Consider the following 17,772-nt stretch of genomic DNA (forward strand, 5'->3'; position numbering starts at 1 on the left):
TTAGTGAAATTATGGATTTACATGTAGTGGCAAGACAAGAATAAATTCGCTACCTTTTCCAAGAGCGCTTTTGACGCGTATCTTTCCTTTATGTCCTAGAATGATTACTTTTGCAATGGAAAGACCTAATCCATGTCCTCCGGTTTGACGTGTTCTTGATTCATCCGAGCGATAAAAGCGTTCAAACAAATACGGTAGCGCTTCCTTTTCAATGCCAATTCCACTGTCCTTAATATGAATATGAACATTTTGTCCATGTGTATATGCGTGTAATGAGATCTCGCCTTTTTGTGGTGTATATTTAATCGCATTATCCATAAAGATTCGAACAGTTTGTTTGATTTTAATTTCATCTAGTGTAACTAAAAGCCCTTTGGGAACATCACACATGATGCGTTGATCTTTGTTATTAAGCATATTAAACTCTTTTACCGTACTGCATAGAAGTTCTGCCAAATCAAATGTAGAAAACTCAAACTGAAGCGTCTGATTATCTGAACGGACAAGCGTCAAGAGATTTTCCACTAATTGTTGCATACTTTTTGATTCACTAATAATCGCTTCGATTGATTCGTCAATTATTTCCGGGTCTTTTTTTCCCCAGCGTTCCAACATTGAAGCATAGCCATTAATAATACTTATGGGCGTTCTAAGTTCATGGGAGACGTCCGACACAAAACTTTTTTGTTTAGAGTAGTCTTTGTCCAATCGATCAAGCATATCATTAAGTGTCAGCGCCAAATCCTTTAGTTCATACTTTGTCGCTTCCACATCCAAGCGTAATTTTAGATTGCTGATGGACACCTCTTCTGCTGCTTTTGTCATATGATAAATAGGATAAAGAACCTTCTTGACTCTTGCCCCCCCAATCATAGACATCATTACAAAACCGACTATATGGAAAATAATCAATAAAAAGCCTAAAATGACAAGCTCTGATTGATATAATGTCAGTGGATAGAGTGCATAGATAACATATGTGTAATTGGCTTGATCCGAGCGATAGTATTGATTATCCAGACGTTTAACAATAAGCTTTTCATTTGTCAAAAGCTTCATACGCCGAACGAGATCATAAGAAAAATCAAATGAATCAAAAGCACCGGTTTCAATGGTAAACTCCTGAACATTATTGGCAAAATCTGAATACCCCGTTACTCTAAACGAGACATTGGAACTTAAGGTTAATTGATTCATCTTAATTTCAGTTTCTTGAAGCGAATATACGTCTTGGTTATATGCTAATAAAATCCGACTAAGTTCATAGCTGTGTTCTTCCACTTCACCGGATATATTGTTAAATACAAAGATAATCGGAATGAACACAATGGATATAAGACTAATAAAAAAATACAGAATCAGATAGTCAAAAGTAATCTTGCGTCGCATGGATAAATGAAAATGTTGAAAGGTATTCTTAATTGCTATGGATATTCTATTCATCATATATAATATATCCAACTCCTCTAACTGTTTTGATCATATCAACGCCATACTTTTGATCAATCTTTGAGCGTAAATAGCGAATATAAACATCGATGACATTGGTGTCACCATAATAATCATATCCCCAAACCTTCTCGAGGATTTTTTCACGGTCTAATGCTATGTTCTTGTTTTCTAGCAAATATCGTAAAAGTTCATATTCTTTTTTAGTCAGTTCAATAATGTCTTCTTTATATTGAACCTGATGTTTTATATGATCAACTTTTAATTCTTGGTAACGCAACACCTCAGCTGCTGCTGCCGGTTCTGCCCCTTTACGTTTGATGGCAACACGAATACGAGCCAAAAGTTCTTCAATAGCAAAGGGTTTTGTCATATAATCGTCTGCTCCCATATCCAATCCCATAACTTTATCCGATACATCGTCTTTTGCGGTTAACATAATTATGGGTACACTTTCTTTGGCTTGCCTTAAGCGGCGACATACTTCAATACCACTCATCCCAGGTAGCATCAAATCAAGAATAATAAGATCCGGGGCTTCATTTAGTGCAAGTTCAAGCCCCGTTCTTCCATCATAAGCCTTTAAGACCTCATATTCTTCATGACGAAGTTCCAACTCCAAAAAGCGGGATATTTTTTTTTCATCTTCTACAATTAATATTTTTTCTGACATTTTGCCTCCTACTTATCAATGGTCACTTCGTAATAATCTTCACCCTCATCATTTGGCTGCTGGTTTTTCACTTCTTTGTCCGTTGACTTTTCCTGTGTAGCATCTAACTGTCCATCCTCCAATTGTATCGGTTGCGTTGTGTCAAAGTCTTTGGCTTGCGTATCTTTTGCTTTATTGTGTTCCTTATTTTTCTTTTCTTTGTTGACGGTTCTATAAAAACGAAAAGCTTCTTGTGTCTCTACTTTATGTAATTTAAGCTGGCATTCCGCTACAAGGGCAATGATAATAAAAATCACACCAATCGTTATTGTTTTGTCGACACCAATTATGAAGAGTAAAATAAAAAACAAAAAGATAGGCATATCCATAAACACATCATCACTACGATAGACTTTTAACCGATAGACAAATGTCGTACTGATTAAATTCTCAATTCCACGAAAAAAACGATGTGAAAAAGAATTTTGCTTTTTTCTAGCATAGGCTTCAGCCATATCAATATTACCACCGGCGCGGCGCACATAGCGCTCAGCATCTTCATAGGAAACATCTACACGCCGTTGCAACTCTCTTATCATTTTATCTGTAATAATCACGGTGGCACCTCCTTATCATTCTAGTTTTAATTCTAGTATACGCTATGGTTATTTCATCGTGTTTAATATCACATTAGAAATTGATTAAAAACTGCCGCCACTACCACCATGACTTCGTCCGCTGCTTCCCGTGTGCGTTCCACCTCCCGAACTTGAAGAGGATTTTGTCTCTATTTTTACGCGAGTTGTATTTTCTCGAATAAATCGGTCGGTTTGTCGTGTCAAACTAAAACTTCCTGGCTTTTCATATGTTCGGTTTGTAATCGTTACGCTTCCTTTGCTTGCTCCTGTAATCACCCCTGTGATGACGGAAGCAATAATAATCGCCCCTAGATATGGCCATGGTGACGCTACCATGTCTTCTACCCTCGTCGAAACGGTCTCTTCTCTATATTGTACGCTACTTGTATCATCGCTATAGTCATACGCATTGTCATCTTGTGAAGAATAATTTTGGGATGAAGTAGGGACTTCGTTTTCTATACCAATAATTAGATTTAAAAATTCCATTCCAGCTTCATAATACTCACCATCACTTAGATAGGGGGACACACTATTTACCATGCTATTGGTCAAATGACTATATTGATTAATTGTATGGCTACCGGTAGTACTAATCCATAATTCCCTTGCACCCATATTGACCAGTAACAATATCCCATCGTATTCCTCACCAATCCCATAGCCATTATAATCAAAGAAATCATCCGCAAATTCCATTGAAGATTTCCCCTGTGTATCATCTGTAATTACAATAACTGCATCCATTAAATATTGGGTTTGAATGGTTTCAATGGTTGCTTGCAAGGATGCCTGTTCGTCCTCACTTAAATAACCCATATCATCAATAACATTTTGCGTATCTGCATAGAGTACATGCAGCTGTAATATCATTAATAATGCAATACCCAAAATTCCTTTACGCATCTTATCCAAAAAGAGCACCTCCAAACACAATAATTACCCAGGTAATTCCCAGAGCAATAAGCCAAAATACAAGTTGACGTTTGTGATCAATCGGTGTTTCTCCAACCACTTTTCCTGTTTGACCATTCACAATAAACATATGCTTTTTATCTTTGTATTCATTGACAAGTAAATATACAGGCATCAGCGCATAGGATTCTGACGCATAATTAAGATTTGACGAAGCATGTTGAACAGAAAAGCTTGTGTATCCTGTAACAGTATTTCGAATTCGATTTGAAATAAAATCATCGACACGCTCTTTCATCGTTTTTTTACATGTTGCTTCATCAACATCATAAGTTTCAGCAAAAAAACCTGTCATATAGTGCATGGAAAAATCCGCCAATGCCTGATAATCATAAGGTTCAATCATAACCATAAACTTATCGTCAAATTTTGTCGATGCATCCACGGGTATACGTTCATACTTCACCCGTCCTTCACGTTCCACATGATAATACTTGGTACGAGTATATCGATAATTGCCAGAACGCCAACTTGATACTTTTGTTGCTTGTCCCTGAATCTGGCCGTTTGCTTCGCAATCATACAACCAAAAGGGTGCATATACCCCTTTAATCTTTTCAATTTCCTCATCATTTTTAAACTGTGTTGGGGCAAAAAGTTTTTTACGTATCCATTTTTTGTAAATTTCTTCTGCATCTTCATGCGTTATCTTAAATGGAATGACATATTTGGGGTGAAATTCACCTTTAAAACGCTCTTTAATGAGACTTGGACTTTTGCAATACAAACAGAAGGTTGCTGATGTTGTTTCATCAGCAACGATTTCTGCACCACAATTATTACAATGATAAGCGTTTAGTGTCCCTGTGGACTGAGTTACCTCTTCTTCTTTATATACTTTGTCAAGCTCCTGTTTTGTAAATTCACTAAAGCAATAGTGGCATTTCCACTGACCACTTTTGGGATCAAATCCCAAAGGCGCTTGACAGTTCAAACATTTATATGCACTTACCGTCGCCATAGCTCCTCCTTAATTTCGATCCGTTATATCAAATACATCTCCGCAATTTGGACAGAATTTAGGTGGGTTTTTGGGATCCTCAGGTTCCCAACCACATTTATTACAGCTATATGTAACTTCCTGAGCCTTTTGCTTTCCACACTGAGTGCAAAAGTTACCATGATTTACTTGTCCGCAAGTACATGTCCATTCATTGGATTGTGGCTTTTTTTGACCACATTGACTACAAAACTTTGAGCTCTCACCATTTTGCTTGCCACATGCACATGTCCATCCGTTTGTAGCCGCCCCGGTTGCGCCAGAGGTTTGCGTTTGCATGGCTTGCTGTGATTGTACCGGTGTATTGGCTGATGGTTGTGGATTTAAGATACTTCCCATATTGCCTGCAGCATTCATCCCCATACCTACACCGGCAAATCCCATCATTGAACCGCCTTCATTGGATCCTGCGCCTTCTAGGCCAGCTGCTAATCCGCCTGCAACACGGGCTGCACGTGCGTTTGGATCTAAGAGAATCGAATCGTTGCCATATTTTGATAACAACTCATCTGTTTTTTCGTCATAATTGATGCCTGCGATACCTACAGATTGAATGTAAAATCCGCGCTTACTTAACCACTCATCATCTAATGTATCTGCCATATATTTACCTAGACGTGCGCTTTGAATCGGTATATCAGACACTAAGATTTGGTCCATGGATAGACTCGCCAAAGCGGTCTGATATGCCATCAAAAACTCATTGATATATTGTTCTGCCATGTCATCTTTTTTAAAGTCCGTTTTGCTTTGTTTGTCACATACTTCGTTATAAAAGAGTATGGGGTCACTAATTTTAATAGAATAGGTTCCAAAAGAGGTAATCTTACATGGAACAACTCTGCCTGGAACTAAGACTCTATCTGTATAAGGAAGTGGATTTTTTGTTCCAAAACGAATATCTGGAATCTCCATTTTATTTATATATACGACCCGCTGCTTTTGTGGCGTAGAACCTGAAAATTTAAACCGTTCCCATGTATCTAGAAGTGTATTTTCAATTCCACCCGGTCGCTCGATGCTTTGTCCATTGGTATTGTTATATCCGTCAATCGCCACATCTTCTTTTGAAGAAAAAAACAACGAAGGGGCTCGTGAATTATCCACTTGATAATATCCAGCTTCATCAGTAGCTGCAATAATCCGTCCTCCATCTACCAAAAGCATATATGTATTTTCCGGAACATGAATAACGGAACCATTTGAGATGACATCTTCTGTTCCTTTTCTATTACTATTACGTCGGTCATCTTTTCGTACAAGAATCCCCGCTGTTGATAATGTTGAATTATTCATTGAGCGAGGTTCAATTGTTTCTAGCCATTGATCAGCCAACTCCCCTTTGACAGAATTAATTGCTGCTTTTATAATGCCCATTTTTATCATCCTTTCCTAAAAAATATAGTTTAAAAATATTCTCTCACATATTGAATTAAAGCGCAAGAAAAAAAGAATAGACCCTCGTCTATTCTATGCTATATCATTAATTCCAGTTATTGTCACGTTGCGCAATAAACGATCTTCTTTTAAATCAATAATATTCGGCTTTACTTTGTTTCCATATTTATCCACAAAAATTTTAACCTGAGGTCGCATACACGCCTCCGAATTATTCTTCACAACAATTCCCAAGTCTCCTGTACTTAACCGTACATATGTACCTACTGGATACGGAGCAACTTTTCTTGCAAAGATTTTTGTCAATTTGACATCAAACATAATACCACCATTGGCCATAATATATTCCATAGCTTCTGATGGAAGTAATCCTTTCCGATATGGTCGGTTGGATGTTAATGCATCATATACGTCTGCAACACATATAATACGTCCTAAAAGCGATATATCTTCCTTGGATTTTTGATTTGGATATCCCAACCCATTATAGTGTTCATGATGCTGTAAAACTGCAACATATGCAGCTGCAGGTATTTCAAATGTATTTTTTAAATATGTATAGCCATATTCAGAATGTTTTTGAATAATTGCATATTCGCTTTCTGTCAATGCATCCGGTTTATTCAAAATATCCTTATCAATAAAAATCTTACCAATGTCGTGGAGAATAGATGCTAGACCCAGATTATATAACTGCTCTCGTGACAATCCCAACTCCGCTCCAATAAGTATGCTCAATACAGCCACATTGACAGAGTGAAAAAATGTATAATCATCAAAAAACTTTAGGTCAATGAGATTCACCATTGTATCTTTATTTTCAAGAATTTCTTCAACAATATTTGTAATCAGCATCTTGGTCACATCAATTTTTTGCTTTGCTTGTTTATGTCCCTTTGCCGTTGATAAGTCTGTATATATAAAAGCATCTTTAACCGATTGAATCGCCTTCATACGCAGTTCATCACGAATGACATCTTTGACTTCAATATCTTTTGATATCTCATCATCAATATAGATACCTTGGTACCCTAATTGAGCTATACGGTCTATATATCCTTTTTGTACAACTGTTCCTTCGCGTAATAACAGCTGCTGATTTATATCATAAAGGCTTTTAGCAATAACCATGCCTTCCATTAAACTCTGTACCGGAATAAATCTCATATTAATTCTCCTTAGTTACTTCCTAAGTTGATATTATATATGAATTCCATCGCTTTTTCAAGATGAATGTCAAAATGATTTACCCTTTAGGTATAATTCACTATCGTAAAATAGAGCGATTTACACAAAAAAAGACAGGTACAATATTGTACCTGTCTTTTGCATAAGCATTCTTAGAAATTATCACAAAGAATTTCAAAATATTTTTGTGCATGCTGACATGCAGGACAGAGCTCAGGTGCAACTTTTCCAACATGAATATAACCGCAGTTTCCACATTTCCATGCAATCGATTCATCTTTTTTAAAGACAACACCATTTGTGATGTTATCGGCTAATTTACGGTATCTTTCTTCATGATGCTTTTCTACTTCTGCAATTTTTCTAAATGTCGTTGCAATCGCTGGGAATCCTTCTTCTTCAGCAATGTCTGCAAATGTTGGATATAGATCTTCCCATTCTTCTTGTTCTCCATCTGCTGCCGCTTTTAAGTTTTCCAATGTCTTACCTAATGCAATCGGATAGGACGCTCCATTAATCTCATTCATTTCTCCGTTTAGGTCTTCAATTAAAAACTTATAGAAGCGTTTAGCATGTTCTTTTTCGTTATCTGCTGTCTCTTGAAAAATGTTAGAAATCTGAACATATCCTTCTTTTTTTGCTTGACTGGCATAATACGTATAACGCATTCTTGCTTGTGACTCACCTGCAAATGCCTTCATTAAATTATCCGCTGTTTTTGTTCCTTTTAAAGATTTGCTCATAAATACCTCCATTTGTTATCTTTTTATTAACAATTATTATTACATGAAATTGTTTACAATTAAGATTCTATCATTTTCATATACCTATGTCAATATCTACAGGCATATAACTACTTTTTGTGATATAATGACTGTATATTTTTAAAAAAAGGAGTTATATTATGAACAACAGAAATTCAAACATACATTATGTTGCCATAAGCGGTATGATTGGCAATATATTTTTACTTATTATTAAACTTATTGTCGGATTGATGAGCCATAGTCAGGCAATGATTGCGGATGGTTTAAATAGTGCCGGTGATGTGTTTGCCTCTTTAATGACCTATATCGGCAACAAAATTTCTTCACAGCCTTATGATGAAGAACATCCCTATGGACATGGAAAAGCGGAATACATCTTCAGTATGCTTATCAGTATCTCTCTTTTTATTGTTGCTTTTAATATTGTCAAAAGTTCTATTGATTCACTAACGAATCACACTGCATTTTTATTTACTCCATGGTTAATCGTTGTTGCTTTTTTAACAATAATAATCAAATTAAGCTTATATTTTTATTCCAACCATATAGGCCATAAATACAACTCTCTTTTGGCTTTTGCCAATGCTGAAGATCATCGTAACGATGTTTTTATAACTTCATTTACGTTGCTAAGTATCATTACTGCATATTTCGAATTATATTTTATTGACAGTATCGTTGGTGTGGCTATCGGTATTTGGATTGCATATACCGGATTGTCCATTTTTAGTAGTGCATATTATGTTCTCATGGACACAACGATAGATCAAGATATTAAAGACGAACTTTTTGAACTTATCGGCAATATCGACGGTGTTGATCATGTAGATACGATTACTTCAAAACCCATTGGATTAAACTTTTTACTTATTGTTAAAATATCCGTTGATGGTAATTTAAGTATAATAAAAGGTCACCAAATCGGTGACCAAGTCAAACAAAAACTGTTAAATTATAATTATGTGGATGAAGTAATTGTGCATCTAAATGCAACTCAAATCCATCCACAAAAAGAATATATTAAATAATTCTCTAATCAATGCGATACGAACTTAAAATTTCACCATAAAAAATCATATGGTAATCTCCTTCAGGATAATATCGATCATTAATTGTCTGATCGATATATTCTGGAATAAGTTGATGCTTGGCAATTACACGACACTCATAATGCAATCCACATTCCTCAATGATAGGAACATCGACTTTATGCCCCTCTAATGCATGGATATTACAATTTTCAAATTTATCTACATCTCTTCCTGAATGGGTGCCGCAATAGGTGATTTCTTTTTTCAATTTTTGATTCATTGGAATACTCACCGTAAATTCTTTATCCATATCAATGCCTTCATAGCTATATCGGCTAGGACGCACGCCTATAACTAAAACCTGACGCCCCCACATAACACCTGACGTAGCCCATCCAATAGTCATTGTATTGATTTTATCTTGCGTTTTGACGGTTAAAAAGGCGCCTTTTGGAATCTGCTCGAGCAACTCTTTTAAGTGTCTCGTATAAAGTACTTCTTTTCGTTCAATCTTTTCTACTGACATCTAGTCTCCTCCAACATTTTGATTTTTCTATTTTTTTGCATAAAATTTAATACGGTCTCTGCCATCGCTTCTTTTTTGCATATCGTCGTATGTAAAATAGGACGCTTATCAATATCTTTGACCGCTTTGGGTATTTCTACATTTGAAATTGCATATAATTCATGGAGCAAGTCAAAATCATCCATCTTTTCATAACGTTGATCTAAAGCGGACAATGTACTTTTTGTGAATTTATATGGGCTTGCTGTAGATACAATGAGTGTTTTTGTTGTATCCTTTGTTGCATCTATATATGTGTCATATGCTGCCTTTGCCACTGCTGTATGTGGGTCTAGCATGTAGTTTGTCGCTTCAAATTCTTCTTTGATAGCCTGCATCGTCATTGTCTGTGTCGCAAATGCTGGGAAGAAATCTGATAAGTTCGCTTTCATATCTTCAGTAATGGTATAATGTCCTTCCCCTAAAAGGTTGTCCATCAACTGCTGTACCGTTGCTGCATCTTCATCTGCAACTGCATAAAGTAGACGTTCTAAGTTACTAGAAATTAAAATATCCATTGACGGTGAAATCGTCAATAAAAATTCTCTTCGTCGATCATAGTTTCCTGTCGCAAAGAAATCGTATAGAACTTTGTTGTCATTTGATGCGCAAATCAGTTTTTTGATAGGTACACCCATTTCTTTTGCATAATATGCTGCCAATATATTGCCAAAGTTCCCCGTTGGCACGACTACATTCATAGGCTCTCCCAAATCAAGTTCTCTGTCATTTAAAAGACGGCTATAGCTATATACATAATATACTACCTGAGGCAATAAACGTCCAATATTAATTGAATTTGCACTTGAAAGCTGTACACCTAGCGATTCTAAATTTTGATTAAACACTTGATCATTAAAAATAGCTTTCACACCATTTTGTGCATCATCAAAATTACCGTCAATGCCAACAACTAATGTATTGTTGCCTTCGCTGGTGACCATTTGACGCTCTTGAATTTTTGACACACCATTTTTCGGATAAAAAACAATGATTTTTGTTCCTGCCACATCCTGAAAACCTGCTAAAGCAGCTTTTCCTGTATCTCCGGATGTTGCCGTTAAAATAGCAATCTCATTGGTTATTCCTTGCTTTTTTGCTGCAGTTGTCATTAAATAAGGTAAAATTGATAAGGCCATATCTTTAAATGCAATCGTTGATCCATGAAATAATTCCAAATAATAATATCCATCCTTCTTGACAATCGGTGCAATGTCTTTCGTATCAAATTTTTCATCATAGGCACTGTATACACAGTGGGAGACTTCTTCCTCCGTAAAATCTGTCAGAAATTCTCCTAACACATAGCATGCAATTTCTTGATAGGACATCGATTTTAATTCTTCAAAACTTTTTTGAAGTTTTGGAATCGCATTTGGAACAAATAATCCGCCATCATTCGCCAATCCTTTGACAATGGCATATGACGACTCAACATTTTTTTCATTTCCTCGAGTACTATTATATACTATTTTTTTCATCCTGTACCACCTTATATAATTTTAGTTAGAAAGTTTGGGGAAATTATAACATATTCTCCCTTCAAATACAATTGTTTTTCACGCAAAGACAAAAAGTACTGCCTTAGGCAATACTCATGTCTTTATGTTCTTATTTTGCTTTGAAGAATTCTACAACACCATATTTGGTGACAAATTGAAGTTTTGTGTCAAACCACCGCATGTTTTTGGCACTTGTTATATTACGGTTTACAAAGGATAATGCCCCACCGCTATTATCAATGCCTGCCATTGCAATTTCAACAGCTTTTTTAGTTTCACTGGTAATTTTGACATCATAGTAACGCCCGTCTAAGATTGGCGAAAACTGATAAATTTTTCCATTGTTTTGAAAGACCACGCCTTCAATCGTATCTGGATAAGACGTGTCATACATACGGTTAATAATCGCATTGGCGATAATTGTTCGGTTAAATAAATCTTCTGTTCCAACCTCTGCTTCAACAATACGTAATAATACATTATAATCTGTCTCTGATAGTTCCACAGGGTCACGATATTCTATAATCGGTTCGTAGCCAACATACGTCATTCCTTCTAGTAGCTCATCCTCTAAATCCTCAAGCGTTTTTTTATCACTCGTGATTGATTGTGTGGATAATTGCTCTTTTCCACTTTCTTCTTTCATAATAGACAACACTTTTTCATTGCTGGGTGCATCGATGCCTTGTATTGTCGAACGTGAATCTAAACTCATGATGGGATGGCTATAAAGGGTTCGATCTAGCAGCAGAACGATTTCATCCTCATTTTCAACATCCATTTCCAGTTCATCAAGTTCTTTTTCTTTAGAAATGTTTTCTTGTTCTTCTTGGTTTGTGGCACTGTATACATTAACCAGGTAACCATTGGACCCTAAAACGAAAACACTTACAATACAAGCCGTAACGATTACGCAGCCAAAAGTATATATCTTTTTTGATATCGTGTGATTTTTATGAAACAAAAAATCAAACAACTTTTTAAAAAAATTCATATATATCTCCTTTTGAATACTTTTTTACGACTTGGTCATTATACTGAGTTTCATTTTCTAAGTCAATGAAGCCCCTTGCTGTTTAGATGATTTTCTCTTATTTTCAGAATATTCAGTCACAGACTGTAGCACAATGACTATATTTCTCTTTATTTTGTTCGATTTATTAGTTATTTTTTTATATACATTTATTCTTTCATAAAAATCACGAAGAAGAATTTGAGTAATATTTCATTCTAAAATTGTTCTTTTTTCGTGTTTCATGCTATACTTGTTCCTATCAATAGACTATTTTCCCCAAGATAAAGGATGATTATTATGCCAACCGGAGTATATATTACACACAAAAAAAATGGTCAAGAGTATTATCGTGTTTCCATTACATATAAAAACAAACACATCAGCTTAGGTAGCTCCGATTCATACGAACTTGCACATAAACGTTATCTTTTAGCACAGCGAATCCTTCGTAATAGTCACTATCGAATTGATGATTATAATAAAACCAATCAATCGTTAAGCTATGAAAAGTGGGTTATTTTGCATAACTTTAGGGATAACGGGCTTTACTTTAAGACCCCTATCTACCTTCACGAAAAGTATTTTACATATCATCTGTCTCAACACATCATCTTAACTTTTGATGTTGATGATTTGTTTTTTTATGGCTCCCATAAAATTTTTAAACGTGGCAATTATTTTTTCGTCAATGATTTTGGAATGCAATTTAACATTTTATCCCGATTTGGCATTCGCAACCATGCATGTGAAGGAAAAGATTACCTCTTTATCGACAAAAATCCCTATAACTTGAGGTATGACAATATAAACATTATCAATCCATATCATGGCGTTGAAAAGATTCATAAAAATAATCATATACTTTATCGTGCCAAAATCCATGTTAATGGATATATTATTATAGGGTATTTTCACTCTATACACAAAGCCGCTATTGCATATAATAAGGCTGTTGACTTTATGCAACGCTATGTAAGCGAACATAAGAATTATACAAAAAATTATATTGATGCAATTCATGAAGAAGAAATCGAATACTTGTATACCACCATCGTTCTTCCTAAAAATCTATTAAACCTCTCTCCTATATATCAAGAGCTTCAAAGCACTGCAAAAAAAAGCCAGAAACGCTCATAAGAGCGCTTCTGGCCTTTTGTCTATACTGCTTTAACAGTTATTTTTTCACCGTCGTAATCCACCAAAACACTGCTGCCTTCATCGATAATGCTTTTAATGTATAATTCTGCCATTTCATCTTCAATATGTTTTCCAATGGCTCTTCTAAGTGGTCTCGCACCATATTTTTCATCAAAGCCAATCTCCACCAAATAGTCTTTGGCTTCTTCGGTCACTGTCAGATTGATTTTTCTTTCATTAGCAGTAAGGTTAACATCCTTTATCATTACATCAACAATTTCTCGCAAAACAGTTTTTGAAAGGGATTTAAATATAATGGTCTCATCAATACGATTAAGAAACTCAGGTCTAAAGAACTCTTTGAGTGCATTAAGTTCATGCAAGTCCATTGCTTGACTTGTGTCACTATTAAAGCCAATCGTTGCTCCTTTATTCGTTGTTCCTGCATTAGACGTCATGATAATGACCGTGTTTTCAAAATTCACATTGCGCCCTTGACTATCGGTTAATCGACCGTCTTCAAGTATTTGCAACAATAAGTTATATACATCCGGATGTGCCTTTTCAATTTCATCTAGCAAAATGACACAATAGGGTCGTCGTCGAACTTTTTCAGTTAACTGTCCAGCTTGGTCATATCCTACATATCCTGGAGGCGCTCCGATCAATTTAGATACCGTGTGTTTTTCCATAAATTCCGACATATCAAAGCGAATCATCGCTGCCTCATCGCCAAACAGTTCTTCTGCCAAACTTTTTGTAAGTTCGGTCTTACCTACTCCTGTCGGTCCAACAAAAATAAATGAACTTGGTTTAAAGCGCTTCCTAAATCCAGAGCGATTGCGACGTATTGTTCGTGCCAGAATATCTACGGCATGTTCTTGGCCTTTAACTCGTCGCTTTAATCGATTCTCCAAATTAAGTAATTTATATTTTTCTTCTTCTGTAATGCTTTGTACCGGAATTCTTGTCCATGCTTCAATGACATAAGCAATATCTTCTTGTGTAATGGATACACTCTCACACGTCACTTCCAATTGATGGATTTTGTCTGTAAGACGTAATTCTTCAACACGACAATCCGCTGCTTTTTCAAAGTCATCTTGATTTGCCGCCTCTTCTTTTTCGTTAATGACTTTTGTAAGTTGGTTTTTAAGGGCTTCAAGTTCAACGAGCCCTTTATTTTTGAGGTTGGCGCGAGAACCCGCTTCATCAAGAACATCAATTGCCTTATCCGGTAAATAGCGGTCATGGATATAGCGTTTTGACATTTGCACCGCACTTTCGATTATTTCATCAGAAATATGGACTTTATGATAGTCTTCATAATAATCCTTAATACCGAGTATCATCTCGATTGCTTCTTCTTCTGAAGGTTCTTCTACAAGAACCGATTGAAAACGCCGCTCAAGTGCTGTATCCTTCTCAATATGCTTACGATATTCTTCCAGTGTTGTTGCACCGATAATTTGAACATCACCGCGTGCAAGTGCCGGTTTTAAAATATTAGCAGCATTCATTGCACCACTTTCTGCTTCTCCAGCTCCAGTGATATTATGGACTTCATCGATAACAAGAATAATATTGCCACTTGTCTTTGCTTCATTGATAATCGCTTTCATACGCCCTTCAAATTGACCGCGAAACTGAGTTCCTGCAACTAAAGCGGTTAAATCTAACAAGTAAATCTCTGCATCCAGTAATTTTACCGGCACTTGTTTTTCAACTATACGTACCGCTAACCCTTCTGCAATAGCCGTTTTACCTACGCCTGGCTCTCCAATGAGTACCGGATTATTTTTTTGTCGTCGGTTTAAAATTTGAATCACCCGATCGATTTCACGATGCCGTCCAATAATACGATCCACTTCGCCAAGTTTTGCCTTCGCAGTTAAGTTAATACCAAAAGCATCCAAGTTTTTACGTTTGTTTTTGGATGTCTTTTCTTTAACTTTCGTCTGTTTTTTCCCAAATAAGTTGCCAAAATGTTTACTTTCATCAGCTTCCACATCCGAAGCATCATCTTCTGAAAACTTCGCATCTTCAGAAAAATCTTCCCCTTCTTTAGGGTGCATATTTCCCGCAAATGCTCCTAACATCTGGGACATATCTTCTGGTGTTTGTCCATCCGCCATTTGACTCATAAAATTATTAATTGAATCACTAATGTCCGGGTCTTCAAACATCTGCATCATTTGTTGATTTATATTGTCAAATTCTTCCGAACTCATGCCGCTTTGCTGCATCATTTGTTCTATTGGACTAATACCCTGTTTACTAGCACATGGCAAGCAAAGCCCCACACGTTCCGGTTTGTTTTCTGTCATTTTTGTTATAAATACAACAGCTGTATTTTCTTTACATACTGAGCATTTCATACTATCATCTCCATTTACTTTTCATTACAAGTGTATACCTTAAACTATCACACTCAACATGGCTTGTCTATGGGAAAACGCTTAATATAATAAAGTTTTAATAATTCCTTTTCGATATGCTGTGAGCAGGAGTTTTAAATCTTTTATATCATTATATAGCTGCTGACCGATATCTGTATCTCCAACCAGTATCCTCTCTTTGGACGCTTCTACAATAGATAGCGATGAAATCATATCGATTGAATTCTCAAAAGCATCTCTTGCCGAGGTAAACGGTTCATGCGCAGCTAAAAGCATTCCATGTGAATTATAGATTAACGTATAACCTGCAATCCCTGTTACTTCTTGATAAGCTTTAGCCAAGCCTCCATCAATTACTATCAATCGTCCCCCGGATTTTATAGGACTTTCGCCTTCACTCACTTTCACAGGAACATGTCCATTAATGATTCTCGAGTGTTCTGGCGAAAGACAAAAATCATTCAGTATTTTTTTGCACATGGTTTCACTTAATATATGTTCATAATATGGATTTTTCTTTTCACTGTGGGTGCTTTTATCTGAGATAAAAAGACGCTCAAAGGTTTTCATCGCATCTTTTCCAAATAACGATGAATGCCTTCCGGACCAAAGATACCAAAAGATATCCGTCTCATCATTATTCTCACTCTCAAAACGGTTCCCATAAGCTTCTCGTAGCATCAGTTCATACTGATCAAGCAACGCTCGGCCTTTATAGGCTATTCCATCAATCCATACACTGGTATAGCGCCCATCCTCATCTAACGGAATACATCCGTGGAATAATAGATTGTTGTTATAAATCTTATAGATGCTTCCCTTTTCAAATAAAAACGCAACATGTTCTTGAAGGCGAACATTGTTTAAAAAAGACTGTTGTAGTTTTCCCATAATTATTTCTTCATCTTCCGATAATCGGGAAGGATCTTCTTTATCCACGGTTTCAAAAGATTCAATATTAAGACGATATTCACTTTGCCCTAGAACAATCGTTCTTTTATCAAAATCTACGGTAGAAAGCAGACACCGATTCATCATTTGATATTCCGGTCGTCTTTTGGCAATTTGTTCTTCAAGTTTTAAAAGCATAAATGTCGTTGCTTTATTTATTTGCGCTGCCAATATGACTTCGTCTTCCAACAACCCTTCTGTGTTTTTAGGAATAAACTGTTGCTCTACATCAGGAAAATGATACATTGCATATTTGGCTAATGGAAGCAAATTAATTCCATAGGCTTCTTCAAGAAGGTCCAACTGTCCATAACGGGCACTCACCCGAATGACATTCAAGATGCATATCCATGAACCGGACGCTGCCCCCATCCATACAATATCGTGGTTGCCCCATTGAATATCCAATGAATGGTAATTCATGAGTTTATCCATGATGATATCCGGTCTTGGACCCCGATCAAAAATATCTCCAAGAATATGCAAGTGGTCAACAGCTAGACGTTGAATCACCTCACTTATAGCGATAATAAATGCTTTTGCTCGTCCAATTTCAATAATACTTTTTATAATTTGCGAATAATAGTGTTCCTTATCCGGATCATTATCGCGATGATGCAGTAATTCTTCAATAATATATTCAAATTCCTTAGGCAACGCTTTACGTACTTTTGAGCGTGTATACTTCGAGGAGACTTCTTTTAACACTAGAACTAATCGATGAAGCGTTACCTCATACCAATCATAGCGTTCAGCTTCTGAGAGCTTTCCCAGCTCACTATTTTTACTTAAAACTTCATGAGGATAATAAATTAAAATAGCAAGCTTTTTCTTACTATTATTCGTAATTGTTGATCCAAAGACATCTTCTACTTTTTTACGAATAATACCGGATCCACTTTTTAGGATATGCAAAAAAGCTTCATCTTCTCCATGAATATCTGAAAGAAAATGCTCTGTTCCTTTTGGCAAATTCAATATTGCTTCCAAGTTAATAATCTCTGTAGATGCTTCGTACACCGTTGGAAACTGTTTACTCAACAATTTAAGATACTTAAGGTTGTCTATTATTTTCTTTTCTTTCATAGCACCCTCCATGTTTAAC

General features: G+C 36.0%; 15 protein-coding genes. 2 read left to right on the plus strand and 13 right to left on the minus strand.

The genetic code is table 11. The features are described 5' to 3' along the window. Positions 1–9: 9 nt before the first annotated feature. The 8 genes from QBE53_09565 to QBE53_09600 all read right to left on the minus strand — a co-directional run bounded on the left by QBE53_09565 (position 10) and on the right by QBE53_09600 (position 8,043). On the minus strand, positions 10–1,446 hold the full coding sequence (locus QBE53_09565; protein ID WZL80053.1) for an ATP-binding protein: 1,437 nt from the start codon (positions 1,444–1,446) through the stop codon (positions 10–12). Beyond that, positions 1,436–2,122, minus strand: coding sequence for a response regulator transcription factor (locus tag QBE53_09570; protein WZL80054.1), 687 nt, complete (start codon positions 2,120–2,122; stop codon positions 1,436–1,438). Before QBE53_09570 ends, QBE53_09565 begins: the two co-directional genes overlap by 11 nt. Positions 2,123–2,130: 8 nt before the next feature. After that, entirely contained in the window at positions 2,131–2,718 is a 588-nt protein-coding gene (locus QBE53_09575; GenBank protein WZL80055.1) for a hypothetical protein, read from the minus strand. 84 nt (positions 2,719–2,802) lie between these two features. Next, complete coding sequence (locus QBE53_09580) at positions 2,803–3,645, minus strand: TPM domain-containing protein (GenBank protein ID WZL83294.1); 843 nt, start codon at positions 3,643–3,645, stop codon at positions 2,803–2,805. A 1-nt stretch (position 3,646) separates the two neighbouring features. Beyond that, positions 3,647–4,675: a DNA helicase PriA gene (locus QBE53_09585; protein ID WZL80056.1), complete on the minus strand. Its 1,029-nt coding sequence runs from the start codon at positions 4,673–4,675 to the stop codon at positions 3,647–3,649. Positions 4,676–4,684: 9 nt separating this feature from the next. Beyond that, positions 4,685–6,091: an SPFH domain-containing protein gene (locus tag QBE53_09590; GenBank protein ID WZL80057.1), complete on the minus strand. Its 1,407-nt coding sequence runs from the start codon at positions 6,089–6,091 to the stop codon at positions 4,685–4,687. Between the two features lie 93 nt (positions 6,092–6,184). Then, positions 6,185–7,279, minus strand: a complete 1,095-nt coding sequence (locus tag QBE53_09595; GenBank protein WZL80058.1) for an HD-GYP domain-containing protein — start codon at positions 7,277–7,279, stop codon at positions 6,185–6,187. 173 nt (positions 7,280–7,452) lie between these two features. Then, positions 7,453–8,043: a rubrerythrin family protein gene (locus QBE53_09600; protein WZL80059.1), complete on the minus strand. Its 591-nt coding sequence runs from the start codon at positions 8,041–8,043 to the stop codon at positions 7,453–7,455. 161 nt (positions 8,044–8,204) lie between these two features. On the opposite strand from QBE53_09600, the gene QBE53_09605 reads away from it, so the two are divergent. Continuing rightward, positions 8,205–9,095, plus strand: coding sequence for a cation diffusion facilitator family transporter (locus QBE53_09605; GenBank protein WZL80060.1), 891 nt, complete (start codon positions 8,205–8,207; stop codon positions 9,093–9,095). Positions 9,096–9,099: 4 nt separating this feature from the next. Here QBE53_09605 and QBE53_09610 read toward each other — a convergent pair whose 3' ends face one another. From QBE53_09610 to QBE53_09620, 3 genes are all read right to left on the minus strand, one after another. After that, positions 9,100–9,624: a flavin reductase family protein gene (locus tag QBE53_09610; GenBank protein WZL80061.1), complete on the minus strand. Its 525-nt coding sequence runs from the start codon at positions 9,622–9,624 to the stop codon at positions 9,100–9,102. Beyond that, positions 9,615–11,144: a threonine synthase gene (thrC, locus tag QBE53_09615; GenBank protein WZL80062.1), complete on the minus strand. Its 1,530-nt coding sequence runs from the start codon at positions 11,142–11,144 to the stop codon at positions 9,615–9,617. The genes QBE53_09610 and thrC overlap by 10 nt, the downstream gene beginning before the upstream one ends. Positions 11,145–11,274: 130 nt before the next feature. After that, entirely contained in the window at positions 11,275–12,159 is an 885-nt protein-coding gene (locus tag QBE53_09620; protein WZL80063.1) for a cell wall hydrolase, read from the minus strand. A gap of 318 nt (positions 12,160–12,477) precedes the next feature. Between QBE53_09620 and QBE53_09625 the strand changes: the two genes are divergently transcribed. Then, positions 12,478–13,317: a hypothetical protein gene (locus QBE53_09625; GenBank protein WZL80064.1), complete on the plus strand. Its 840-nt coding sequence runs from the start codon at positions 12,478–12,480 to the stop codon at positions 13,315–13,317. 20 nt (positions 13,318–13,337) lie between these two features. Here the strand turns inward: QBE53_09625 and QBE53_09630 are convergent, their stop codons facing one another. Both QBE53_09630 and QBE53_09635 read right to left on the minus strand, forming a co-directional pair. Beyond that, on the minus strand, positions 13,338–15,695 hold the full coding sequence (locus QBE53_09630) for an ATP-dependent Clp protease ATP-binding subunit (protein WZL80065.1): 2,358 nt from the start codon (positions 15,693–15,695) through the stop codon (positions 13,338–13,340). Positions 15,696–15,776: 81 nt separating this feature from the next. Then, positions 15,777–17,753, minus strand: a complete 1,977-nt coding sequence (locus tag QBE53_09635) for a fructose-1,6-bisphosphatase (GenBank protein ID WZL80066.1) — start codon at positions 17,751–17,753, stop codon at positions 15,777–15,779. Positions 17,754–17,772: the final 19 nt, after the last annotated feature.

The organism is Vallitaleaceae bacterium 9-2, from assembly GCA_038396585.1.
GTDB lineage: Bacteria > Bacillota > Clostridia > Lachnospirales > Vallitaleaceae > UBA1351.